At 66.6% G+C, this 21,611-nt stretch carries 19 protein-coding genes; 9 read left to right on the forward strand and 10 right to left on the reverse strand.

All coding sequences use genetic code 11. From position 1 onward, the window contains the following. Nucleotides 1–126 precede the first annotated feature (126 nt). The 4 genes from FIU85_RS16985 to FIU85_RS17000 form a co-directional block, all read right to left on the reverse strand. Nucleotides 127–2,379 (reverse strand): xanthine dehydrogenase family protein molybdopterin-binding subunit, encoded by a 2,253-nt coding sequence (locus FIU85_RS16985; RefSeq protein WP_152497728.1) that lies wholly within the window; start codon nucleotides 2,377–2,379, stop codon nucleotides 127–129. After that, nucleotides 2,379–2,858: a (2Fe-2S)-binding protein gene (locus FIU85_RS16990; protein ID WP_152497729.1), complete on the reverse strand. Its 480-nt coding sequence runs from the start codon at nucleotides 2,856–2,858 to the stop codon at nucleotides 2,379–2,381. The genes FIU85_RS16985 and FIU85_RS16990 overlap by 1 nt, the downstream gene beginning before the upstream one ends. 6 nt (nucleotides 2,859–2,864) lie before the next feature. Then, on the reverse strand, nucleotides 2,865–3,722 hold the full coding sequence (locus FIU85_RS16995) for a xanthine dehydrogenase family protein subunit M (protein WP_152497730.1): 858 nt from the start codon (nucleotides 3,720–3,722) through the stop codon (nucleotides 2,865–2,867). Between the two features lie 154 nt (nucleotides 3,723–3,876). After that, nucleotides 3,877–4,758 (reverse strand): LysR substrate-binding domain-containing protein, encoded by an 882-nt coding sequence (locus tag FIU85_RS17000; protein WP_152497731.1) that lies wholly within the window; start codon nucleotides 4,756–4,758, stop codon nucleotides 3,877–3,879. Nucleotides 4,759–4,849: 91 nt separating this feature from the next. On the opposite strand from FIU85_RS17000, the gene FIU85_RS17005 reads away from it, so the two are divergent. The 3 genes from FIU85_RS17005 to FIU85_RS17015 all read left to right on the forward strand — a co-directional run bounded on the left by FIU85_RS17005 (nucleotide 4,850) and on the right by FIU85_RS17015 (nucleotide 8,203). Beyond that, the gene (locus FIU85_RS17005; protein ID WP_152497732.1) at nucleotides 4,850–6,004 is read left to right on the forward strand and encodes an aromatic ring-hydroxylating dioxygenase subunit alpha; all 1,155 of its coding nucleotides are present in this window, start codon (nucleotides 4,850–4,852) and stop codon (nucleotides 6,002–6,004) included. Next, nucleotides 6,001–7,191: an aminomethyltransferase family protein gene (locus FIU85_RS17010; RefSeq protein WP_152497733.1), complete on the forward strand. Its 1,191-nt coding sequence runs from the start codon at nucleotides 6,001–6,003 to the stop codon at nucleotides 7,189–7,191. Before FIU85_RS17005 ends, FIU85_RS17010 begins: the two co-directional genes overlap by 4 nt. Before the next feature lie 115 nt (nucleotides 7,192–7,306). Continuing rightward, entirely contained in the window at nucleotides 7,307–8,203 is an 897-nt protein-coding gene (locus FIU85_RS17015; RefSeq protein WP_152497734.1) for a DMT family transporter, read from the forward strand. On the opposite strand, the gene FIU85_RS17020 is transcribed toward FIU85_RS17015, so the two are convergent. After that, a complete protein-coding gene (locus FIU85_RS17020) occupies nucleotides 8,204–8,971 on the reverse strand; it encodes an SDR family NAD(P)-dependent oxidoreductase (protein ID WP_254702933.1) in 768 nt (255 codons plus the stop codon). Further along, nucleotides 8,968–9,753, reverse strand: a complete 786-nt coding sequence (locus FIU85_RS17025; protein WP_254702934.1) for an MBL fold metallo-hydrolase — start codon at nucleotides 9,751–9,753, stop codon at nucleotides 8,968–8,970. The genes FIU85_RS17020 and FIU85_RS17025 overlap by 4 nt, the downstream gene beginning before the upstream one ends. 171 nt (nucleotides 9,754–9,924) lie before the next feature. Here FIU85_RS17025 and FIU85_RS17030 point away from each other — a divergent pair, with 171 nt between their 5' ends. From FIU85_RS17030 to FIU85_RS17040, 3 genes are all read left to right on the forward strand, one after another. After that, on the forward strand, nucleotides 9,925–10,857 hold the full coding sequence (locus FIU85_RS17030; RefSeq protein WP_152497737.1) for an ABC transporter substrate-binding protein: 933 nt from the start codon (nucleotides 9,925–9,927) through the stop codon (nucleotides 10,855–10,857). A gap of 75 nt (nucleotides 10,858–10,932) precedes the next feature. Continuing rightward, nucleotides 10,933–12,015, forward strand: coding sequence for a glycine betaine/L-proline ABC transporter ATP-binding protein (locus FIU85_RS17035; RefSeq protein ID WP_152493203.1), 1,083 nt, complete (start codon nucleotides 10,933–10,935; stop codon nucleotides 12,013–12,015). Then, a complete protein-coding gene (locus tag FIU85_RS17040; RefSeq protein ID WP_152493202.1) occupies nucleotides 12,012–14,075 on the forward strand; it encodes an ABC transporter permease subunit in 2,064 nt (687 codons plus the stop codon). The genes FIU85_RS17035 and FIU85_RS17040 overlap by 4 nt, the downstream gene beginning before the upstream one ends. A gap of 39 nt (nucleotides 14,076–14,114) precedes the next feature. On the opposite strand, the gene bchO is transcribed toward FIU85_RS17040, so the two are convergent. The 4 genes from bchO to crtA are packed head-to-tail and all read right to left on the reverse strand — an operon-like array spanning nucleotide 14,115 to nucleotide 18,404. After that, on the reverse strand, nucleotides 14,115–14,978 hold the full coding sequence (gene bchO, locus FIU85_RS17045; RefSeq protein WP_152497738.1) for an alpha/beta fold hydrolase BchO: 864 nt from the start codon (nucleotides 14,976–14,978) through the stop codon (nucleotides 14,115–14,117). A gap of 5 nt (nucleotides 14,979–14,983) precedes the next feature. Then, nucleotides 14,984–16,654: a magnesium chelatase subunit D gene (locus tag FIU85_RS17050; protein ID WP_152497739.1), complete on the reverse strand. Its 1,671-nt coding sequence runs from the start codon at nucleotides 16,652–16,654 to the stop codon at nucleotides 14,984–14,986. Further along, nucleotides 16,651–17,655 carry a magnesium chelatase ATPase subunit I gene (bchI, locus tag FIU85_RS17055; RefSeq protein WP_152493199.1) on the reverse strand — a complete coding sequence of 335 codons (1,005 nt, stop codon included), beginning with the start codon at nucleotides 17,653–17,655 and terminating at the stop codon, nucleotides 16,651–16,653. Before bchI ends, FIU85_RS17050 begins: the two co-directional genes overlap by 4 nt. Beyond that, complete coding sequence (crtA, locus tag FIU85_RS17060; RefSeq protein WP_152493198.1) at nucleotides 17,652–18,404, reverse strand: spheroidene monooxygenase; 753 nt, start codon at nucleotides 18,402–18,404, stop codon at nucleotides 17,652–17,654. The genes bchI and crtA overlap by 4 nt, the downstream gene beginning before the upstream one ends. Nucleotides 18,405–18,504: 100 nt before the next feature. On the opposite strand from crtA, the gene FIU85_RS17065 reads away from it, so the two are divergent. Genes FIU85_RS17065 through FIU85_RS17075 form a run of 3 tightly spaced genes read left to right on the forward strand, consistent with a single transcriptional unit; the run spans nucleotide 18,505 to nucleotide 21,586 of the window. Then, complete coding sequence (locus FIU85_RS17065; protein WP_152493197.1) at nucleotides 18,505–20,058, forward strand: phytoene desaturase; 1,554 nt, start codon at nucleotides 18,505–18,507, stop codon at nucleotides 20,056–20,058. Beyond that, on the forward strand, nucleotides 20,055–21,113 hold the full coding sequence (crtB, locus tag FIU85_RS17070) for a 15-cis-phytoene synthase (RefSeq protein WP_152497740.1): 1,059 nt from the start codon (nucleotides 20,055–20,057) through the stop codon (nucleotides 21,111–21,113). Before FIU85_RS17065 ends, crtB begins: the two co-directional genes overlap by 4 nt. Further along, nucleotides 21,110–21,586: a TspO/MBR family protein gene (locus FIU85_RS17075; RefSeq protein ID WP_152497741.1), complete on the forward strand. Its 477-nt coding sequence runs from the start codon at nucleotides 21,110–21,112 to the stop codon at nucleotides 21,584–21,586. The genes crtB and FIU85_RS17075 overlap by 4 nt, the downstream gene beginning before the upstream one ends. The last annotated feature ends 25 nt before the right edge of the window (nucleotides 21,587–21,611 follow it).

Here is a 21,611-nt window from a genome sequence, read left to right on the forward strand (position 1 = left end):
CGGCGGCGGTTTGCGCCGGCAAATGGGGTGGTGCCTGCCGCTTTGCGCGGGTCGAGGCGCGTGGGTTTTCACCCACCCTACGGGTTTCGGACAGGCCCCGGAGTTGGTCCGGGGCCTGTCCCGTGATTACTTGTCGTGCATCGCCTTGAGCACCTTGGGCGGCGACATGGGCAGGTCGGTCATGCGCACGCCTGCCGCCTCGGACACGGCGTTGGCGATGGCCGCGAGGGGCGGCACGATGGAGGTCTCGCCCACGCCGCGCACACCGTAGGGGTGGCCGGGATTGGGGATTTCCAGGATGACCGTGTCGATCATCGGCAGGTCGGAGGCCACGGGAATGCGGTAGTCGAGGAAGCCCGCGTTCTGGAGCGTGCCGTCCTGCCCATAGATATATTCCTCGTTCAGTGCCCAGCCGATGCCCTGGGTGGCGCCGCCCTGGAACTGGCCTTCGACATAGGCCGGGTGGACGGCCTTGCCGGCGTCCTGGAAGACCGTGTAGCGCAGGATCTTCACCGCGCCGGTGTCGGGGTCGACCTCGGTGTCCACCATGTGGGTGGCGAAAGAGACGCCTGCGCCTTCGGGGTTGGCCTCGTGGTGGCCGGCGATGGGACCGCCGGTGTTCGACGCGATGGCGGCGATCTCGGCGAGGCTCATGGGGTCATGGCTGCCCGCATTGTGGCCGGTGGGGTGCACCGCGCCGTCGCGCCATTCCACCGCCTCCTCGTCGATGTCCCAGAGCTTGGCCACGCGGCGGCACATCTCGCGCTTGGCGGCGCGGGCGGCCTCGATGGTGGCGAGGCCCACGGCGAAGGTCACGCGAGAGCCGTCGGTGACCTCGTTCTGGCCCAAGGAGCCGGTGTCGGCCACGATGGTGCGGACCTTGTTGTAGGGGATGCCCAGTTCCTCGGCCGCCATCATCGACATCGACGCGCGGGAGCCGCCGATGTCGGGATTGCCCTCGGAGACGGTCACCGTGCCGTCGGGCGTGATGTTGAGCGTCACGCAGGTGTCGCCGCCGAAGTTGAACCAGAAGCCGCAGGCGACGCCGCGGCCCTGATTGGGGCCCAACGGCGCCGTCCAGTGGGGGTGATCCTTGGCGGTGCGCAACGTCGCCTCGAGCCCGATGGCGGGGTAGGTGGGGCCGTAGGACGCCTTGGTGCCTTCGCGGGCGGCGTTTTTCAGGCGCACTTCCAAGGGGTCGAGGCCGAGGCCCTTGGCCAGTTCGTCGATGGCAGATTCCACCGCGAAGGCGGCCATAGGCGCGCCAGGGGCGCGGTAGGCGGCCTGTTTGGGGCGGTTGCTGACGATATCCCAGCCGACGGTTTTCACGTTTTCCAGGTCATAGGGCGCGAAGGCGGACATCGAGCCCATTTCCACGGGCGAGCCGGGATAGGCGCCGCCCTGGTAGCGCAGTTCGGCGAAGCCGGCGGTGATGCGGCCGTCCTTGGTCATGCCGATGCGGATATCGACCGATGAAGACGCCGTAGGGCCGGTGGCGCGCAGAACCTCGGAGCGGGTCATGACCATCTTGACGGGGCGAGAGGATTTCTTGGCCAGCATCAGCGCCACGGGTTCGAGGAACACGGTGGTCTTGCCGCCGAAGCCGCCGCCGATTTCCGAGGCGGTGACGCGCAGCTGGCCCTGGTCCAGCCCGAGGATCGCGGCGCAGGTGTTGCGGACCATGTAATGGCCCTGGGTGCAGCACCAGAGGTCGGCCTGGCCGTCCTGACTCGTCTGGGCAAGGCAGGCATGGGGTTCGATATAGCCCTGGTGCGTGGCCTCGGTGCGGTAGCTGCGTTCGATGACCTCGTCGGCTTGCGCCAGGCCGGCGTCGATGTCGCCGTGGCCGAACTCGTAGCGGGCCATGATGTTGGGCGAGGACCCTTCGGGCACGGATTCGTCGGCGCGGCCCTCGTGCAGGACGGGGGCGCCGTCGGCGATGGCCTTGTCGACATCTGTCACGTGGTCCAGCACCTCGTAGTCGATCTTGATCGCCTTCAGCGCCTTCTTGGCGATGTGGCCCGAGCTGGCGGCGACGGCGGCGACGGCGTGGCCGTCATAGAGCGCCTTTTCCCCGGCCATGCAGTTGTCGAGAATGTCGAAAACATCGTCGCCGGGCTCGATATTTGCGAAGTCGGCGCGGGTGACGACGGCATGGACGCCCTCGATCGCCTCGGCCGCCGACGTGTCGATGGACTTGATCCGGGCATGGGCGTGCGGGCTGCGCAGCACCTTGCCGATCAGCATCCCCGGCGCGGTGATGTCGGCGCCGAAGCGGGCCTTGCCGGTGACCTTGTCGATACCGTCGGGGCGCAGGGGCCGCGTGCCGACGATCTTGAACTCTTGCGTGTCGAGGACCTGTTTGCTGTCGAGTGCCATCAGGATGCCTTTCTGAGGTCGGCGGCCGTGTCGAGCACGGCGCGGATGATCTTGTCATAGCCCGTGCAGCGGCAGAGGTTGCCGGCGAGCCAGTAGCGGGCTTCTTCCTCGGTCGGGTCGGGGTTTTTCTCCAACAGCGACTTGGCGGCGACGAGGATGCCCGGGGTGCAGATGCCGCATTGCAAGGCGGCGTGTTCGATGAACTTCTGTTGCAGCGGGTGCAGCTGATCGCCGTCGGCCATGCCCTCGATCGTCTCGATCTCGGCGCCTTCGGCCTCGGCCCCCAGCACGAGGCAGGAACAGACGAGGCGGCCATTGACGGTGACCGAGCAGGCGCCGCAATCGCCGGTGCCGCAGCCTTCCTTGGAGCCGGTCATGCCGAGACGGTCGCGCAGGACATCGAGCAGGGTTTCATCGGGTGCACAGAGATATTCGGTGGGGTCGCCGTTGATGGTGGTGGTGACGTGAATGTTGCTCATGTCCGGTTATCCTTCTGCGCGGGTCTTGGCGATGGCGGCGGCGCGGCGGGCAAGGACGCCGGCCACGTGCGTGCGGAATTCGACCGTGCCGCGCTTGTCGGCGATGGGGGTGGCGGCGTCGGAGCAGGCCTTGGCCAGTGCGTCCATCGCGGCGTCGTCGAGTTTCGTGCCGATGAGGGCCTCGGCAGCGGCGTCGACCAGCATGACCTTGGGGCCCACCGCGCCGAGCGAGACGCGGGCGGCGGTGCAGGTGCCGTCCGTGTCGAGGGTGAGCGACAAGCCGCAGCCAACCACGGCGATGTCCATCTCGGTGCGCGGAATGAAGCGCAGGTAGGCGTCGCCCGAGCGGTCGGGCTTGGCCGGCAGAAAGATCGAGGCGACGAATTCGCCCTTTTCCAAAGAGGTCTTTCCGGGGCCGGTGGGAATATCCTCGACCGCGACGTCGCGGGTACCGTTCGGGCCTGCGACGCGGGCCACGGCGCGGACGGCGACCATCGCGGGCACGGAGTCGGCGGCGGGAGAGGCGTTGCAGAGATTGCCGGCGAGCGTGCAGCGGCCCTGGATCTGGGTGGAGCCGATGAGGTCGGCGGCCTCGCAGACGCCGGGGTAGTCGGCTTTCAGGTCCTTGTGCTCGTTCATTTCGGCGGAAGAGACCGCGGCGCCGATGCGCCAGCCGCCATCCTCGGGCGTGATCTGGCGCAGGTCGTCGATGCGCTTGATGTCGAGGATGCTGTCGGGTTCGGCATCGCCGGAGCGCAGGCGGACGAGCAGGTCGGTGCCGCCGGCGAGCACGCGGCAGTCGCCGGGATCGCCGCTGAGCAACTGGATGGCGTCATCCAGCGTGGTTGGCGCGAGGTAGCGCATGGGAAGACCTCTTGGCTTGGGTGAGTCTGGTTGTCGACGCGCAGTAAATCAGGCGGCGCGGGGCTTGCCAAGGCGGTGCTGGCGCGCACGTCGGATTTGAGCATGCGGGCGGCGAGAAATGCAAAGATCTTGGTGTGAAATAGGCTGGGGCGGTTCAGGTTCCGGCCCGGAGGAGGTTTTGGGCCAGTTCGAGCGCGGCAGGTTCGGCGGTGTCGCGCAGGATCAGGTAGTAGCCGAAGGGCGTGGTGACGGCGTGGTCGATGGGGCGAACGAGGCGGCCTGTCGTGAGGTCCTCGGCCAGTTGGCCCTCCCATCCCAGCGCCACGCCCAGACCCGCGCGGGCCGCATCCAGCTGGGCCATGTAGCTGTTGGTACGCATGAGCGTGGTGGCGCGGGTGGGGTCGAGCCCCGCCTCGGTCAGCCAGATGCCCCAGTTCATCCAGTTCCAGTGGACATAGTCGAGGTCGATGAGCGGGGCGGACAGCAGGTCGTCGGGGGTGCGGAGCGGCGTGTGCGAGAGGAAACCCGGGGTGCAGACCGGAAAGACCGCGTCGGCAAAGAGACGCGTGGCGGTGAAGCCGGGCCAGTCGCCCGCGCCGTGCAGGAGGGCGATATCGGCGGTCAGAAGCTCGGATTCGGTGTCGGAGGCGAGAAGGTCGAGCATCAGCGGCGGGCTGTTCGCGAGGGCGGAGGCCAGGCGCGGGGTGAGCCAGAGCTGGGCCATGGAGGTGTCCGCGCCGAGGCGCACGCGGGGGCGGTCGTCGCGCTGTTTGAGGGCGCGGGTGGCCGCCGCCATGTGCTGAAGCGCGGCGCGGACGCCGATCAGCAGTTCGCGGCCCTCGGGGGTGAGGGTGATGGTGCGGTGGCCGCGTTCGAACAGTTGCGTGTCGAGAAGCGCCTCGAGCTTGCGCACACGCTGGGAGATTGCGGATTGGGTGACGGACAGCTCGTCGGCGGCGCGGGTGAAGCTGCCGAGACGTGCGGCGGCCTCGAACGGTTCCATCAGGTCCAGCGGTGGCAGATGTGGTTTTGGCATAAGTCAAGCTTGGGCAAATTCATGAGAAAAGAGCGTTTGTCATGATCCCCGGTAATGGCTGAGACTGTCAACAGCCAGATCGGAGTGCGCCATGACCCTTCAGACATTGAACCTTATGCCCGGCGACATGCCGTTCCGGGCCGATCCAAAGAATTCCTACACCCTGCCGGCGCGGTTCTACCACGACCCCGATATCTGGGCGGCGGAGAAGGACGCGATTTTCTACAAGACCTGGTACTATGCCGGTCATGTCAGCCAGGTGGCGGAGCCGGGGCAGTTCCTGACGGTGAAGATCCACGAGCAGAACGTGTTCGTGGCGCGCAGCCGCACCGGCGAGTTGAACGCGTTCTTCAATGTATGCCCGCACCGGGGGCATGAGCTGGTCAGCGGGACCGGCAAGAAGAACATCATCACCTGCCCCTATCACGCCTGGGCGTTCGACTTTGACGGCAACCTGCGGTCGGCGCGGAACACCGAGAATGTCGAGGGGTTCCGCAAGGAGGAGTTTTCGCTGAAGCCGGTGAAGGTGGAGGTGTTCTGCGGGCTGGTGCTCGTCAATCTGGATGAAAGCGCGATACCTTTCGCCGAGCAAATGGGCGAATTGGAGCATGAGATCCGACATTATGTCCCGTCGGTCGACGATTTGCAATTTGCGCAGCGCGACACCTACGAGGTCGAGGCGAACTGGAAAGTGCTGATGGACAACTTTCTGGAATGCTATCACTGCGCGCCGGCGCATCATGATTTTGTCGACCTCGTGGACATGGACAGCTATCGCACGATCACCTGTGGGCTGTATTCCAGCCAATGTGCCGGCCAGCCGAGAACGATGAACGCGCGGGCCTACAAGTTCGAGGCGGGCGAGGTGGATTTCGGGTATGCGGGCTGGTTCGTCTGGCCCAACTTTACCATCTGGGCGTATCCGGGCGAGGCGAACCTGTCGGTGCTTCAGATGAACCCGACGGCGCCGGAGCACTGTGTCGAGTATCAGGACTGGTTCGTGAAGGACGGCGAGGTCACGCAGCAGCTGCGTGATGCGATCAACTATCAGAAGGACGTATTGCAGCCCGAGGATATTGGGTTGTGCGAGAGCGTGCAGAAGGGGCTGAAATCGAGCGGGTACAACCAGGGGCGTTTTGTTGTCGACGAGGGACTGACCGAGCTGAGCGAGCACGCGGTGCACCATTTCCAGAAGCTGGTGGCCGGGGCGCTGGGCGCGCGGCTGGACCCGGAGGCAGAGCCATGATGACTTCGAGCGACGGGAAGACGCGCGACCTGATCACCTCGCGGCCCGGCGCGGGGTGGGATTTTAACCTGCGCCGCCATGCCTATCACGCGATCGAGGCGCAGCACGGTCCGCATTACTGCGTCTATAACCGGCGGTTCATGTGCGTTTACATGGACGATCTGCCAACCGACGAGGGCTATTGGCTGCTGCGCACCAAGGCGGCGTGTCTGCATACCGGCGAGTGGCCGATCGAGTTCAAGGGACCGGATGCGGAAAAGTTAATGAACCTCTTGTTCGTCAACAATATTTCCAAGGTGAAGGTCGGTCGATGCGGTTATGGCATCGCTTGTTTCGATAATGGCGGGTTGATCGTGGACGGGGTGTTCGTGCGGCTGGCCGAGGACCGGTTCTGGTACGCGCAGGCGGACGGGGATTTCGTCAACTGGGCGCGGGCGCACGCAAAGGGGATGGATGTGGAGATCCTGGACCCGGAGGTGAACGTGAGCCAGATCCAGGGGCCTTTGGCGATGGAGATATTGAAGGACGCCGCGAAGGACGGCATCCCGGAGCCGTTCGGCTATTTCGGCAGCGCCTTGGTGGATTTCGGCGGTCAGACCGTTCTGATCACCCGGACGGGATACACCAACGAACTGGGCTGGGAATTCTATACCGAGCCGCATCACGATGCCGCCGCCCTGTGGGCGCATCTGGAAAAGGCCGGCGCGCCCTATGGAATGCGGATGTTCGGACTGGATTCGATGAATATCCGGCGGATCGAGGCGGGGATCCTGAACGCAAATTCGGATTTCGACGAGACCACTACCCCGTATGACGTGGGTCTGGGCGGTTTCGTGGCTATGGACAAGGATGATTTCATCGGCAAGGCCGCGCTGGAGAAGGCCGACAAGGACCAACGCCTGCACGGGATCATCTGCCCTGACGGGGAGCCGCGGGTGAATGGCCGCGTGGAGTGGAACGGCAAAGTTGCGGGGCGTGTGACCGCCGGGGCGACCTCGCCCTACCTTGGGCACGGGATTGGCTATGCGCTGATGGACAGTGCCGAGGCCGGGCCGGGCACGGAGCTGATGGTCGAGGGCAATGACGGGCAGATGTATGCCGCGACGCTGGCCGAGACGCCGCTATACGACAAGGCTTGCGAGATTCCGCGCGGCAAGGTGGTGGATATCCCGGACAGGGCAGCCTGACGCGTCATTCGCGGCAGAAGACATCTGAAACGCGGAGGCTGGGCCGCTGTGCCTTGCCTTTGTACTTTGATGATGCCTGACTGGTGACTGAAACACGAAACAAAGGAGATGCGCCTTGGCCGACGGCAACAGCAGGGCGGTTCTGACCGGGCTTTTCGCGGGGGTGTGCTGGGGCATTTTCTGGCTGCCGTTGCGGATGATCGAGCAGGCGGGGCTGGATGCGCCCTGGGCGATGGTGGTGTTCCTGACGCTGCCCGCGCTGCTGAGCGTGCCGGCGGTATGGATCTTGCGGGCGGATTATGCGCAAGGGCTGCGGCCGCTTCTGGGGGGTGTTCTGGCCGGGGTTGCCTTTGCACTGTACGCGGCGGGACTGCTTTATACCGACGTGGTGCGCGCGGTGCTCTTGTTCTACATGACGCCGATCTGGGGGTTCCTGCTGGGCTGGATCTTCCTGGGCGACCGGATGACGTGGTTCCGGTGGCTGTCGATCTTCGTGGGGCTGGTCGGGCTGGTGGTGATCTTTGCCGATGACACCGGGCTGCCGCTGCCGCGCAACGCGGGCGACTGGTTCGGGCTGATCTCGGGGATGTTCTGGGCCGTGGGATGTACGCTGATCCTGACGGAACGGCGGGTGCGGATCCTGACCCATGCGGTGAATTTCCTGGTTGTCGGGGCGGTCGTGGCGCTGCTGGTGGCGGGGATCGCGACGGTACAGGAGATCGCGACCGTACCGGACTGGCCCGAGGTCAGGGGTCTGATGTGGTGGTTTGTGCCGGTGGCGGTGATCCTGATCCTGCCCAGCTCGTTCGCCACGATCTATGCGCCGTCGCGGCTGAACCCCGGGCTGGTGGGGCTGTTGTTCATGACCGAGGTGGCGGTGGCGACGGTCACCGCGGCGATCTGGGCCGGGGAACGGTTCGGCCTGCGCGAAGCGGTGGGCCTGCCGCTGATCCTGTCGGCGGGGCTGATCGAGCCTGCGGTGATGGCGTGGCGGGCGCGGCGGCTGGCCTGATTACCAGTGCGCGCCGGCGTTGATCTGGATGTCTTCCATGGTCAGGCCCGGGGCGGCATCTGAGCAGAGAAAGGCGATGATGGCGGCGACCTCTTCCGGTTGGACGAGGCGGTTTTGCGGGTTGGCGCGTGCCAGGGCCGCGATCTCTTCGGCCTGGGTGGTTCCGTTCTGGGTGGCTATGGTTGCGGCGGATGAGCGCAGCATTTCCGTTTCGACCCAGGTGGGGCTGACCGTGGTGCAGGTGACGCCGTGGGGGGCGCCTTCCAAAGCCACGGCGCGGGAGAGGCCGAGCACGCCGGACTTGGACGCGCAATAGGCGGGGTGGTCGGCGACCGCCGAGGATGCGGCGGTGGAGGCGATGTTGACGATCCGGCCCCAGCCCGACGCCATCATGTCGGGCAGACACGCGTGGATCATCAGGAAGGTGCCGGTGAGGTTTGTCTCGATCACGTCGTCCCACGCGTCGAGATCGTGCTCGGAGACCGTCTGGTGCCGGGTGACGCCGGCGGCGTTCACAAGGATCTGCGGCGTGCCGAACTGGTTTTTGACGGAGGTGCAGAAAGCCGTGACCGAGCCGCGCTGGCGCACGTCGAGCGGGGCGACGAAGACATCCGCACCGACGGTGTCGCGGGCCATGTCCTGAAGCGATGTGTCGTCGCCGCGCCGGGCACCGATGGCGACGGTATGCCCGGCCTCGTGCAGCAGGCGGGCGGTGGCGAGGCCGATGCCCGCCAGCCCGCCGGTGATGATGGCCGTGCGTTTGGTCAATGGGGTCTGCTCCTTGCGATCATGTCGGCAAGCCATGCGTCGGCATCGCCCAGACGGCGGCCACCGTCGCGGTATTCGTCGAGGATTTCAATCAGCTTGTCGCGGCCGAAGGATTTGAAGTGGCCGGCGTGTACTGTGGTGACATCGAGCTCGCGCAGGCGGGCGTGGGACTCGGCCAGAACATCGGGGTCGGAATGGTCCATATCATCGATGAGGTCGCCGTCATAGACCACGTCGCCGCTGAAGAGGAGGCCAGTTGCGGACTCGTGGAGCGCGATGGAGCCGGGGCTGTGGCCGGGCAGGTGAAAGACCGTGAATGCGCGGTCGCCAAGGTCGACCACGTCGCCTTCGTCCAAGAGGGCGGAGAGCGGCGCGGGTGTCACGGTGTAGTGCTCGTGGGAGAAGCCCGCGTATGGCAGGGCGGTGAAGGTTTCGGCCCGCACGAAGCCTGCGTCGGCATAGGTGTTGGACGGCGTGGGGTTGGCGATGAGGTCGGACTCTGCCGTGTGACCGCAGCGGTGGTCGAACTCGTGCAACCCGCCCGAATGGTCGAAATGCGTATGGGTGACGATGGCGCTGAGGGGGCGCTCGGTCAGCTGTGCCAGCTCGTGCGTCATGGGACGCAGGCCCATGCCGGTGTCGATCACGAGATCGCGGTCGCGCCCGTGGATATGCCAGATATTGCAGCGCAACCATGGCGCGACATGCGGCTCCCATATCAGGGTGACGCCATCGCCCATATCCTTGGTCTGGAACCATTTTTCAGCGACTTTCAACGGCACGGCATCCTCCCTTACACAATGCTCATGAAATCGGCAGCCGCGCCGCGGACGCCTGATATCAGCCTTGTTTTTATTAACTCTCCGGTCAACAAACATTTCTGCTTGGGTCCACGGTGCGGACGTCGCATGATGGCGGCCATGATCTGCATCAATAAAAACGGGGAGAGAACGATGAAGATGAATTCTGTCTTGTGGGCGGCGAGCCTGTCGCTGGCCGGGGCCGGGATGGCGCAGGCCGAGACGGTGCGCATCCCGATCAACGAATGGACGGGGCAGCATATTTCGGCGCGTATCACCGGGACGCTGCTGGAAAAGGCCGGGCATGAGGTGGAATACGTGACCGCGGGCGCGGTGCCGCAATTCGCGGCCATCGCCAACGGCGATCTGCACCTGCAACCCGAGACCTGGACGAACAACGTGGGCGACATCTATCCCAAGGCTGTGGAAGCGGGCGACATCACCGTTGTGGGGCAGCTGGGCCTGCAACCGCAGGAGGGCTGGATCTATCCGCCCTACATGAAGGAAAAGTGCCCCGGCCTGCCGGATTACGAGGCGCTTTATGACTGTGCACAGGCGTTTGCCGCCGCGGACACCTTTCCCAAGGGCCGTCTGATCACCTATCCCGCCGACTGGGGCACAAGGTCCAAGGACGTGGTGGCGATGATCGACATGCCGTTCGAGCCGGTCGCGGGCGGATCCGAGGGCGCGATGATCGCCGAGCTGAAATCGGCCGTGGCAACGCAGGACCCGATCCTGATGATGTTCTGGCAGCCGCATTGGCTGTTTGCCGACATGGAGATGGAATGGGTCGCGTGGGACCCTGCCGACGGCGAGTGCATCGAGGAAGAGGGCCAGGAGCGGGGCAAGGCCTGCGGGTTCCAGCAGGCCTCGATCGACAAGATCATCAATGCCGAGTTTGCCGAGGCGAACCCGGGCGTGGCGGCGGTGTTCGAGCAGATCTCGATCGACAACGAGGTGCAGAACGCGCTGATGCTGGAGATCGACCAGAAAGGTCGTGACCTGGAAGAGGTCGTGGCCGAGTGGATCGACGCCAACGAAGAGACCTGGGGTCCCTGGGTCGAGGCCGGAAAGGCTGCGCAGTAAGGTGCGTATGGACGTATCGGAAAGGCCGGGGGTCGTGACGCCCGGCCTTTTCGTATCAGCGGGGGCAGGGTCAGCATGAGCGACACGCAAGAGAGCGATGGCGCCGGGACGGACCAGCCGAGGCTGTCCTGTCGTCATATCTGGAAGGTCTACGGCAAGAAACCGGAACAATATTTTCCGGGCGGCGAGCCTGCCGAAAAGACACCTGCGCTGGCCGAGCGCATCCGCGAGGACGGCGCGATTCCGGCGGCCGCGGATGTGAGCTTTGACGTGGCCGTGGGCGAGATTTTCGTGATCATGGGCCTGTCTGGGTCGGGCAAGTCCACGGTGGTGCGCTGTCTGTCGCGGCTGGTGGAGCCGACGCATGGCGAGATCCTGTTGGACGGCGAGGATCTGCGGGCGAAATCCGACAAGGAGATGATCGAGGTGCGCCGCCACCAGATCGGCATGGTGTTCCAGAATTTCGGCCTGATGCCGCATCTGAGCGTGTGGGAGAACATCGCCTTTCCGCTGAGCCTGCAGGGCGCGGCGCAGGACCATACCCGCGAGAGGGTGGGCAAGGTGATCGAGCTTGTGGGGCTGGAAGGGCGCGAAAAAAGCTATCCGCACCAGTTGTCTGGGGGACAGCAGCAGCGGGTCGGCATCGCCCGGTCGCTGGCCGTGGACCCGGATCTGTGGCTGCTGGACGAGCCGTTTTCGGCGCTGGATCCGCTGATCCGGCGGCAGATGCAGGACGAGTTCCTGCGCATCCAGAACGATCTGCAAAAGTCGATCGTGTTCATCACGCATGACTTTCTTGAGGCGCTGCGCGTGGCGGACCGGATGATGATCATGCGCGGCGGGCGCGTGGTGCAGACCGGCACGCCGGCCGAGCTGATCACCAATCCGGCGGACGATTACGTGGCCGAGTTCACCAATGACGTGCCCATGGTGCGCGTGCTGCGCGCCCACGAGGTGACGGACCCCGAGGCCGGATCCGCCGAAGGGCGCGAGCGGGTTTCGGGCGACGTGTCGGTCGAGGCGCTGTTGCCGATGCTGTCGGCGCATCCCGAGGGGCTGGCGGTGGAGCAGGGCGGCACGGTGACGGGCGTGGTGACGGCGCAAAGCGTGGTCCGGGCGCTGGCGCGATTGTCCGAACAGGAGGAAGCCCCGGCATGAGCGGGGACCGCACGCATTGGGCGTGGTTCGCGTTGATCGGGCTGACGCTGGTGGCGCTGGGCTTTCGTGACCGGCTGGGCTGGCTGATGGAGTTTCCCGAGGCGTGGGAATGGCCGATGACCGACTGGCTGAACACCGGCATGGACTGGGTGGTAGACACAGCGGGGCCGGCGTTTCGCGCGTTCTCGGACCTGATGGATTACCCGATGTCCTGGGTGCGGGAGTTTTTGCATTGGATGCCCTGGGCGCTGACCGTGGGTCTGCTGGTGATCGCGTCCTTCGCGGTGTCTGGCTGCAAGCTGGCGGTGTTCACGTTTCTGGCGATGTTCTACATGGTCGTCATCGGCTACTGGACCGAGTCGATGAATTCGCTGGCGCTGGTGATGGTGTCGGTGCCGCTAGCGGTGGCGATCGGGTTCTGCGTGGGGACCTGGGCGTTCTATTCCGACCAGGCCGAGCGGGTGATCACGCCCACGATGGACACGTTGCAGACGATCCCGGTCTTTGCCTACCTGTTGCCGATCCTGTTGCTCTTTGGCTTCGGGCCGGTGGTGGGGCTGATCGCCTCGGTGCTTTACGCGGTGCCGCCGATGGTGCGGAACACCACGCTGGGGCTGGCCCGCGTCGATGAGGAGGTAATCGAAGCGGGCATGATGGCGGGGGCCACGGCGGGCCAGATGTTCTGGCGCGTGCGGGTGCCGAGCGCGCTGCGCCAGATCCTGCTGGGGGTGAACCAGACCATGCTGGCCGCGTTTTCGATGATCATCATCGCGTCCATTATCGGCGGCACGTCCGATATCGGCTGGGAAGTGCTGACCCATATCCGCAAGGCGAACGTGGCCGAGGCGATACTGGCGGGCGTGGTGATCGCGCTGATGGCGATGGTGATGGACCGGATCACGGCGCGGGCCGCGATGGGGCGGTCGCCGGACGCAGGCGAGGACGAGAGTTTCGTCGCGCGCTATCGGTACTGGATCGTGGCGGCGGTGTTCACGGGCGTGATGCTGGTTCTGGCGCGGGTGTTTCCGTTCCTGCAGGAGTATCCGCGGGCCTGGGAATTCTATCCGGCGGACGCGATGAACGATGCGTTCAACTGGCTGCTGGTAGAATACGCGGGCGCGATCAAGGCGATCAAGACGACGGCGCTGTTTTACCTGATGCTGCCGGTGAAGATGGGGCTGGAGCAGACGATCAGCCCGTTTTCCTGGGGGTTCGAGTTCACCATGCCGATGAAGATCGGGTACGCCGTGGCGATGGCGGCGCTGGCCGGGTGGCTGTTGCTGCGGCGCCGGGTGCGGGCGGCCATCGGTGTCGCGCTGTTGGCAATCCTGCTGTATTTCGGGATCACGGGGCTGCCGTGGCTGTCGATTGCCGGCGTGATGGTGTTGCTGGCGTGGCAGGCGGGCGGGCGACGCCTGGCGATTGGCACGGGCGTTGGCCTGGCCTTCCTGATGGTGGCGGGGGTCTGGCCCGAGGCGACGATTTCGTTCTACCTGTGCGGGCTGGCGGTGGCGCTGTCGTTCCTGATCGGCACGACGCTGGGGGTGATCGCGTCGGAGAATGACGCGGTATCGGCCTTTCTGCGCCCGATCAGCGACACGTTGCAGACCATGCCGCTGTTCGTGATCCTGATCCCCTTCGTGATGTTCTTCAAGCTGGGGGATTTCACGGCGCTGCTGGCGATCATGGCCTATGCCATCGTGCCCGCCATCCGTTATGCTGAGCACGGGCTGCGCGGGGTCAGCCCGGAGGTGATCGAGGCTGCGAAGGCGTGCGGGTCGAGCCGGTGGCAGATGCTGTGGCGGGTGCGGTTGCCGCTGGCGTTGCCGCAACTGCTGCTGGGGCTGAACCAGACGATCATGTTCGGGGTGGCGATGCTGGTGATCACGGCGCTGGTGGGGACAAGCGATCTGGGGCAGGAGATTTACATCGGGCTGAACAATGGCGACTTTGGCGTGGGGATGATTGCCGGGATCGGGATGGCGACGCTGGCGATGATCGCGGACCGGATGACACGGGGGTACAGCCGGAAGGGGCGGGCGGCGCTGGGGCAAGGGTGAGCGGACAAAAGCTTTGAGAAAGCTTTTGCCAAATCTTTTCTAGAAAGATTTGCCGCGCAGCCAATCCAGCATGACGTCGCAAAGACGGTCGGGGTCTTCCTCGTGGGCAAGGTGGCCCAGGCCGTCCAGCCGGATGCGCTCGGCATTGGGCAGTAGGGCGGCGGCGCGGTCCGAGACCTCGGGCGCGACGGCGGTGTCTCGGTCGCCGGTGACCAGAAGAACCGGGCTTTCGATTTCGGGCAGGTGGTCGAGCAGGGCGTCGGTACTCCAGCGGGACATCATCTGTAGCGTGCTGTCCACATGCGCGCGATCGGCGAGGAGGCGGCTGTACCAGGCAAGGCCCTCTTCGGAGAGGGTGGAGCCGGTGGCGCGGATCACGTTGCGGGCGCGGCCCAGGCGGGCGCCACCGGCCGAAAAGGCGATGGCGGTGAGCGGGTTGAGCGCGAGGAGCTTGGCCAGCATCGGAAAAAGCCAACCCGCCATGCCTTCGAACCGGTCGAGCGCGGCATTGAGGCCGATGACGGCGGGGGTGCCGGGCAGGCGTGTTGCCAGGTCGAGCGCCACGGCGGCGCCGGCGGAATGGCCGATGAGCGCCTGCGGCTGCCAGTTCTGATCGGCGCACAGAGCCGCGATGTCCTCGGCGGTGGTGGCGAGGCCGAGGCGCGAGACGCTGCCGGCGCGGGTGAAGCCGTGGCCGGGCAGGTCGAGGGCAATGATGTGGTGGTTTTCAGACAGGCGGGGAATGAGGTCGCGCCAGGTATGCGTGCTGGCGCCCGCGCCGTGCAGTAGCAGGAGCGTGGGGCCGGTGCCCCATTCCTGCACATGCCAGTCGTGCGGACGGTGGCGGACGCGGCGCGACGCATCGGCATGGGGCCAGTCGGGCAGGTCGCGGGCCCAGTCCATGCGCTTTACGCCTCGAGCGCCGAGGTGACGGCGGTGCTTATTCCGTGGGCGTCGGCGCGGGGCAGGGCGAGATAGCGCGCGCCCAGAGCGGCGGCGATGGTGCGGGCCGTGTCGGTGGGGCGGTTGGAGGTGTCGACCAGCACGCCGGAGAGGCCTTGCCCGCGCAGGCTGACGGCGAGGCGGGTGGCGTCGTCGTTCGCGGTGGCGCGGTTGGGGTCGCCGGAGAGCGGGATGTTGGCGCGGCCGTCCGTCAGCAGGACCAGCATGGGCGTGAGGCCACGGCCGCGGGCCAGCTGTGCGAGGTCGCCCGCGGCCATCAGGCCAGAGGCGAGGGGCGTGCCGCCGCCGCCGGGCAGCGAGGCAAGGCGGCGTTTGGCCTGTACCAGCGAGCGGGTTGGCGGCAGGAGCGTTTCGGTGCCGGTGCCGCGGAAGGCCAGAAGGGCGACCTGATCGCGGCGGGCATAGGCCTGGGCCAGCATGAGTTCCACCGCGCCTTTCGCTTCGGCCAGGCGGGCGACGGCGGCGGAGCCGGAGGCGTCGACGGTGAAGATGAGCAGGCGGTCGGAGCGGTCCTCGAACCGTTTGATGCGGATGTCCGAGGGCAGGATGACCAGCGCGCGGTCGGCGTTGCGTCCGGTTTTGCGGAGGGTCTGCCACGGGGCGGCAGCGCGGAGCGTGGCGATCGGGTCGATCCGGGATTGGGCCGAGGGGCGGCCCGGGCGCGAGGGCAGGGGGCGGCCCCGACGGTTGCCGCGGCGGCCGTCGCCCGCGCCGCTGCCTGCCGCATTGGCGGGGCGGGTGGATTTGGCGGCGAGGCGGTCGAGAATGTCGGGCGGCAGCAGGGCGGCGATGGCGGAGACGAGGATGTCGTCGGGCAGGTCGGTGAGGGATTGGTCGCCGTTGGTGTCGGACGCATCGGACTGGTCCGGTTCCGGCGTCTCAGGCGGTGTTTCCTCTTCCGCCTCGGCAGGCATCACCGTTGCGCGGGAGGGAAAGACCAGTTCCGCGGCTTCCTGAAGCTGGGCGTCGCTGACCGTCATCTCGGCGTCGAGCGCGGCGAGGGCGCGGGCGGCGCGCAGGGCGAGGCTGGGCGCGCGCAGGCTGTGGATGCCGAAGCGGGCGGCGAGGGTGACGAGCAGGGGCAGGGCGTCGTCGGGCACTTGCACGCGGGGCAGGCGTTTGCGGGCCGCATCCAGATCGGCGGCGGCGGGCAGGCGGACGGGGGTGACGGCCTCGGTTGGCTCGATATGAAAGGCGAGGCGGTCGAGCAGGGTTTGCGGCGCGCCTTCGTCCGCGCTGGCGGATTCGTCGAGCAAGATGAGGGCGTGGCCGTGATCGGCGTCGAGCAGCTGCGCGAGGCGGGCGGCGAGGCCGGGGGGCGTGCGTTCGGCCATTGTAAGGGTAAGAGTGGAGGGCTGGTCGGCGAGGCCCGCGTCGCGCACCGGGCGGCCTTCGGCCAGCGAGGCGGCGATGTTGAGGCCGCCGAAAAGCTGGTCGTCGGTGATAGCGGGGTGAATGCGGTGCTGGGCGCCGGGCAGTTTGCGCAGAGCGGTTTCAAACGCCTGCCGGGCGGGGCCCATGCGGGCGCGGAACGTCAGGCCCTTGAGGCCGCCGGGATCAACTGCAAGGGCCGCGAGGGCGCGCTGGGTGCGGGCGGTGTCGGCCTCGGCGGTCATCCGAAGGTTTCGGCGACGGTGCGGGTGACGCGGGTGGTGGAGCCGGCCTCGTCCAGCGGGTCGCGGCGCAGGCGGTGGCTGAGTGCCAGGGGGGCCACGGCGGCGAGATGATCGCGGGTGATCGCGGCGTCGCCTTCATAGGCGGCGAGGGCGCGGGCGGCGCGCAGCAGGGTCAGCTCGCCGCGCAGGCCGTCGGCGCCGAGGGCCACGGCCAGGGTCGCGCAGTCGCGCAGGATGGCGTCGGTCGCTTCGAGTTTGCGGAGTGCGGTGCGTCCGGCGAGGATGGCGTCGCGGATTTTCGCATCCTCGGGCTGCCACGTGGCGACGAAACTTTCGCGGTCCATGTCGAAGGCGTCGCGGCGGCGGACGACCTCGATCCGTTCGTCGATGTCGGTGGGCGAGGCGACCTCGACAGAAAGGCCGAAACGGTCGAGAAGCTGCGGGCGCAGCTCGCCCTCTTCGGGGTTGCCGGAGCCGACCAGAACGAAGCGGGCGGGGTGGCGGATGGAGAGGCCTTCGCGCTCGACGGCGTTGACGCCGGACTGGGCAACGTCGAGCAACAGATCGACGATGTGATCCTCGAGCAGGTTGACCTCGTCGATATAGAGATAGCCGCGATTGGCGCGGGCGAGAAGGCCTGGCTCGAAGGCCTTCTCGCCCTTGGTGAGCGCGCGTTCGATGTCAAGCGCGCCGGTGACGCGGTCCTCGGTGACGCCCAGGGGCAGGTCGACGACGGGGGTGGGGCGTTCAACCAGGTTGGTGTCGGGCACGGTGGCCCAGTCGGGGCAGTCCTCGGGGCGCTCGGAATTGACCGGGCAGCCTTTGACGGCGGTGATGGGCGGCAGGAGGGCCGCGAGGGCGCGGACGGCGGTGGACTTGCCTGTGCCGCGGTCGCCAAAGACAAGCACGCCGCCCAGGCCCGGGTCGATGGCGGTCAGGATCAGCGCCTGTTTCATGGTGTCCTGTCCGACGATGGCGGAGAACGGAAAGGCGAGGCTCATGCGCCGACCCCCAGGTGTTGAAGTGGTTTGGCGCCCTGCCATGTGCCGCGTTCCGCGACGACGTTGAACCGGGCGTAGAGTTCTTCGCGGAACCAGTTGCCGTCACGCACGGCCTTGATGGCGCGGGCGTGGGGGCCGTCGTGGCGGGCGAAGGCGGCCATGCCCGCGGTGTCGGGCCAGACCGAGAAGGTGACCTGGTGCAGGAGCGGCACCTCGCCGATGCCGATCTTGAAGGCAACGTTGGTATCGGCGCCGATGACGGTGCTGATGTCGGGCACGTGGCGCCAGAACCTGAGCGCCACAAGGGGCTTGATCGTGGCGCGGGTGAGGGCGGCGACGGGGCCGGTGTCTGCCGTTCCCTCGGGTTCGAAAGGGGTCCTGCCGGACCAGGCGCCGCGCACGGAGGTGGCTTGCATGAAGAGAGTATAGCATTCGATGGCGCGGCGGGCGTAGCGGCGGAAGATCGGCGCCTCGGCGGTCTGGCGCTGCGCGGTGGCAAGGTCGGGCCAGGTGGCGAGAATGGCATAGACGCCGGTGTTGGGTTTCGGCGTGAAGCCTTCGCCGGTGCCAGAGCCGCACAGCTTCCAGAAGCCGATGCCGGGGACGCGGGCCAGCGCGGGACGCGCAAGGCCCATCATGGTAAAGGCCCAGAGCCTGGAGAGGCCCGGTGCAAAACGGAAAAAGCTGAGGCTGACGATTTGGATGACCCTGTCCCCCTTCGGCCAGTGCGTGCGGTTCGGCAGTCCCATTCATGCCAACCGCGACGTCCGGTTGTCCAGCGCGTTCCGGCCCATAAAAGAACTTCACTCGGCGATTGTCAACTTAACTTGACACATGTAGTCTTCTGGTATGTTGACACGTCTTGACCCCGCACTTCGTGAGCAGGCCGAGAGGGCGCTGAGGCCGCGCGCGGTGGTGATCGGCGCGGGGCTGGGCGGGCTGGCGTCGGCCATGCGGCTGGGCGCGAAAGGCTATCGCGTGACGGTGCTGGACCGGCTGGACAGCCCCGGCGGGCGCGGGTCGAGTATCTGGAGAAACGATCATCGGTTCGATCTGGGGCCGACCATCGTGACGGTGCCGCAGATGTTCGAGGAGCTTTGGGCGGCCTGCGGGCGGCGGTTTCGCGATGACGTGGATTTGCGTCCGCTTGATCCGTTTTATGAGATTCGCTGGCCTGACGGCAGCACGTTTACCGCGCGTCAGGATACCAACGCGATGCGAGCCGAGGTGGCGCGGCTGAGCCCCGGCGATGCGCAGGGCTATGAGCGGTTCCTTAAGGACAGTGAACGGCGCTATGCGTTCGGGTTCGAAGATCTGGGGCGGCGGCCGATGCACCGGCTGCGGGACCTTTTGAACGCCTTGCCCGCCTTCGGGCTGCTGCGGGCGGATCGGTCGGTTTATGCCCATGCGGCGAAGCGGTTCGGGGATGAACGCCTGCGGATGGCGTTTTCGTTCCATCCGCTGTTCATCGGGGGCGATCCGTTCAACGTGACGTCGATGTATATTCTTGTCAGTCACCTGGAAAAGGAATTCGGTGTGCATTACGCCATGGGCGGCGTCGACGCGATTGCCCGCGCCATGGCGAATGTCGTGGCCGACCAGGGCGGTCTGGTGCGGCAGGGCGCGGAGGTGGACGAGATCGTGGTGCGCGACGGCCGTGCGGCGGGCGTGCGCCTGACAGGCGGCGAGCTGGTCGAGGCCGATGTGGTCGTGTCGAATGCTGATGCCGGGCACACCTATGACCGGCTGATGCGCAACGTGAAGAAACGGCGCTGGACCGCGCCCAAGTTGAGGCGGTCGCGCTGGTCGATGGGGTTGTTTGTGTGGTATTTTGGCACGAAGGGCACGCGCGGGAAATGGGCCGATGCGGGGCATCACACGATCTTGAACGGGCCGCGTTACAAGGGGCTGGTCGAGGATATCTTTCTGAAGGGCAAGCTGGCCGAGGACATGAGCCTTTACGTGCACCGGCCCACGGTGACGGACCCGAGCGCCGCGCCGGATGGGGATGACACGTTCTATGCGCTGAGCCCGGTGCCGCATCTGGGGTTCGACGATCCGGTCGACTGGGGCGCGATGGCTGAGACCTATCGCCGAAAGGTGCAGGCGGTTCTGGAAGAGCAGTTGTTACCGGGGCTGGGGGATCTCTTGACCGCGTCGGAAGTATTCACGCCCGAGACGTTCCGGGACAGGTACCTGAGCCCGCATGGGGCGGGCTTTTCGCTGGAGCCGCGGATTTTTCAGAGCGCCTGGTTCCGGCCGCATAACGTGAGCGAGGAAGTGGCGGGGCTTTATCTTGTCGGCGCGGGGACGCATCCCGGTGCGGGGCTGCCGGGCGTGGTGTCGAGTGCCGAGGTGCTGGGCAAGCTGGTGCCGGATGCCGACGAGGTGCGGGTGAGATGAGATTGAAGCGAACCGAAGCCGCCGACATGGCGCATTGCCGCGAGGCGATCCGGGATGGGTCGCGGTCGTTCCATGCGGCCTCGAAACTGTTGCCGCGGCGCGTGCGCGATCCGGCGCTGGCGCTTTACGCGTTCTGCCGGTTGGCGGACGACTCGGTGGACCTGCATTCCGAGAAGGCCGAGGCGGTGGCACGGCTGCACGAACGGCTGGACCTGGCCTATCGCGGAGTGCCGCGGAATGCGCCTGCGGACCGGGCCTTTGCCGCCATGGTGGCGCGGTTCGACATGCCGCGCGAATTGCCTGAGGCGCTTTTGGAGGGCCTCGCGTGGGACGCGGAGGGCCGGCGGTATGACAGCTTGTCGGAGTTGCGGGCCTATTCGGCGCGCGTGGCCTCGGCGGTGGGCGCGATGATGTGCGTGCTGATGGAGATGCGCGAGGCCGACGGGCTGGCGCGAGCTTGCGACCTCGGCGTGGCGATGCAGCTGACGAATATTGCCCGCGACGTGGGCGAGGACGCCCGCGAAGGGCGGCTGTACCTGCCGCGCGACTGGATGGAAGACGAGGGGTTGGACGAGGCGGCGTTTCTGGCCAACCCGCAGATGTCGCCGGCGTTGCACCGGGTGATCGCGCGGCTGTTGCGCGAGGCAGAAGGGCTATATGCCCGGTCCGAGGCGGGGGTGGCGACGCTGCCCGTGAGTGCCCGGCCCGGGATTTTTGCTGCGCGGTATATCTATGCCGGGATCGGGCGGCAGTTGCGGCGGTTGGGGCACGACTCGATCACGCATCGGGCGCGCACGACAGGCGCGCAGAAGCTGGGCTGGCTGATACTGGCAAGCCTGCGGGCGGGCGGCACGATGATGATGCCGCGCTCGGCCGTGCTGCACGCGCGGCCCTTGCCCGAAGTGTCCTATCTGGTTGAGGCGGCGGCGGAGCGACCGGCCCCGGGGCGCAACTGGAGCGAGGCGCTGTGTTCCACCATGGCGACGCTGAAGGCGCGGGACCGGGACGATCCGGCCTTGCCGGTCTCGGGGAGGCACGCTAGATCGAGATCATGATCTGGCTTTGCTTTGCAATCTTTCTTGCGGCCTGCTTTGCGGCGGGTGCGACGGGGGCTTTGTTCCCGCCGGGCAAATGGTATGAGGACCTCAACAAGCCGACATGGACGCCGCCTAATTGGCTGTTCCCGGTGGCGTGGACGACGCTTTACCTGCTGATCGCCGGTGCGGGCGCACGGGTGGCGGTGAGCCCTGACAACTCGGTGGCGATGGCGCTTTGGGCGTTGCAGATCGCGCTGAATGCTTTGTGGACGCCGGTATTTTTCGGGCTGCAACGGATCCGGCTGGGGCTGGTGGTGCTGGTTTTCCTGTGGATCGCGGTGTTCTGGGGCACAATCGAGCTGTGGCAGGTGGATTGGCTGGCCGGGCTGATGTTCGTGCCTTACCTCGCCTGGGTGAGCGTGGCCGGCGCGCTGAACCTGTCGGTGATGCGGCTCAATCCCGAAGTGGTGCGGGCCGAGGCGCGGCGCTGAAATTTCCATGCGGCAACGGAACTTG

The sequence above is a fragment of the Roseovarius sp. THAF8 genome (assembly GCF_009363735.1).
In the GTDB taxonomy this organism is placed as follows: domain Bacteria; phylum Pseudomonadota; class Alphaproteobacteria; order Rhodobacterales; family Rhodobacteraceae; genus Roseovarius.

Excerpts from the sequence above, each read along its gene's own strand:
- FIU85_RS16985 (WP_152497728.1), bottom strand. The coding sequence starts at position 2,379 with ATGGCACTCGACAGCAAACAGGTCCTCGACACGCAAGAGTTCAAGATC.
- FIU85_RS16990 (WP_152497729.1), bottom strand. The coding sequence starts at position 2,858 with ATGAGCAACATTCACGTCACCACCACCATCAACGGCGACCCCACCGAA.
- FIU85_RS16995 (WP_152497730.1), bottom strand. The coding sequence starts at position 3,722 with ATGCGCTACCTCGCGCCAACCACGCTGGATGACGCCATCCAGTTGCTC.
- FIU85_RS17000 (WP_152497731.1), bottom strand. The coding sequence starts at position 4,758 with ATGCCAAAACCACATCTGCCACCGCTGGACCTGATGGAACCGTTCGAG.
- FIU85_RS17005 (WP_152497732.1), top strand. The coding sequence starts at position 4,850 with ATGACCCTTCAGACATTGAACCTTATGCCCGGCGACATGCCGTTCCGG.
- FIU85_RS17010 (WP_152497733.1), top strand. The coding sequence starts at position 6,001 with ATGATGACTTCGAGCGACGGGAAGACGCGCGACCTGATCACCTCGCGG.
- FIU85_RS17030 (WP_152497737.1), top strand. The coding sequence starts at position 9,925 with ATGAAGATGAATTCTGTCTTGTGGGCGGCGAGCCTGTCGCTGGCCGGG.
- FIU85_RS17035 (WP_152493203.1), top strand. The coding sequence starts at position 10,933 with ATGAGCGACACGCAAGAGAGCGATGGCGCCGGGACGGACCAGCCGAGG.
- FIU85_RS17040 (WP_152493202.1), top strand. The coding sequence starts at position 12,012 with ATGAGCGGGGACCGCACGCATTGGGCGTGGTTCGCGTTGATCGGGCTG.
- bchO (WP_152497738.1), bottom strand. The coding sequence starts at position 14,978 with ATGGACTGGGCCCGCGACCTGCCCGACTGGCCCCATGCCGATGCGTCG.
- FIU85_RS17050 (WP_152497739.1), bottom strand. The coding sequence starts at position 16,654 with ATGACCGCCGAGGCCGACACCGCCCGCACCCAGCGCGCCCTCGCGGCC.
- bchI (WP_152493199.1), bottom strand. The coding sequence starts at position 17,655 with ATGAGCCTCGCCTTTCCGTTCTCCGCCATCGTCGGACAGGACACCATG.
- crtA (WP_152493198.1), bottom strand. The coding sequence starts at position 18,404 with ATGGGACTGCCGAACCGCACGCACTGGCCGAAGGGGGACAGGGTCATC.
- FIU85_RS17065 (WP_152493197.1), top strand. The coding sequence starts at position 18,505 with ATGTTGACACGTCTTGACCCCGCACTTCGTGAGCAGGCCGAGAGGGCG.
- crtB (WP_152497740.1), top strand. The coding sequence starts at position 20,055 with ATGAGATTGAAGCGAACCGAAGCCGCCGACATGGCGCATTGCCGCGAG.
- FIU85_RS17075 (WP_152497741.1), top strand. The coding sequence starts at position 21,110 with ATGATCTGGCTTTGCTTTGCAATCTTTCTTGCGGCCTGCTTTGCGGCG.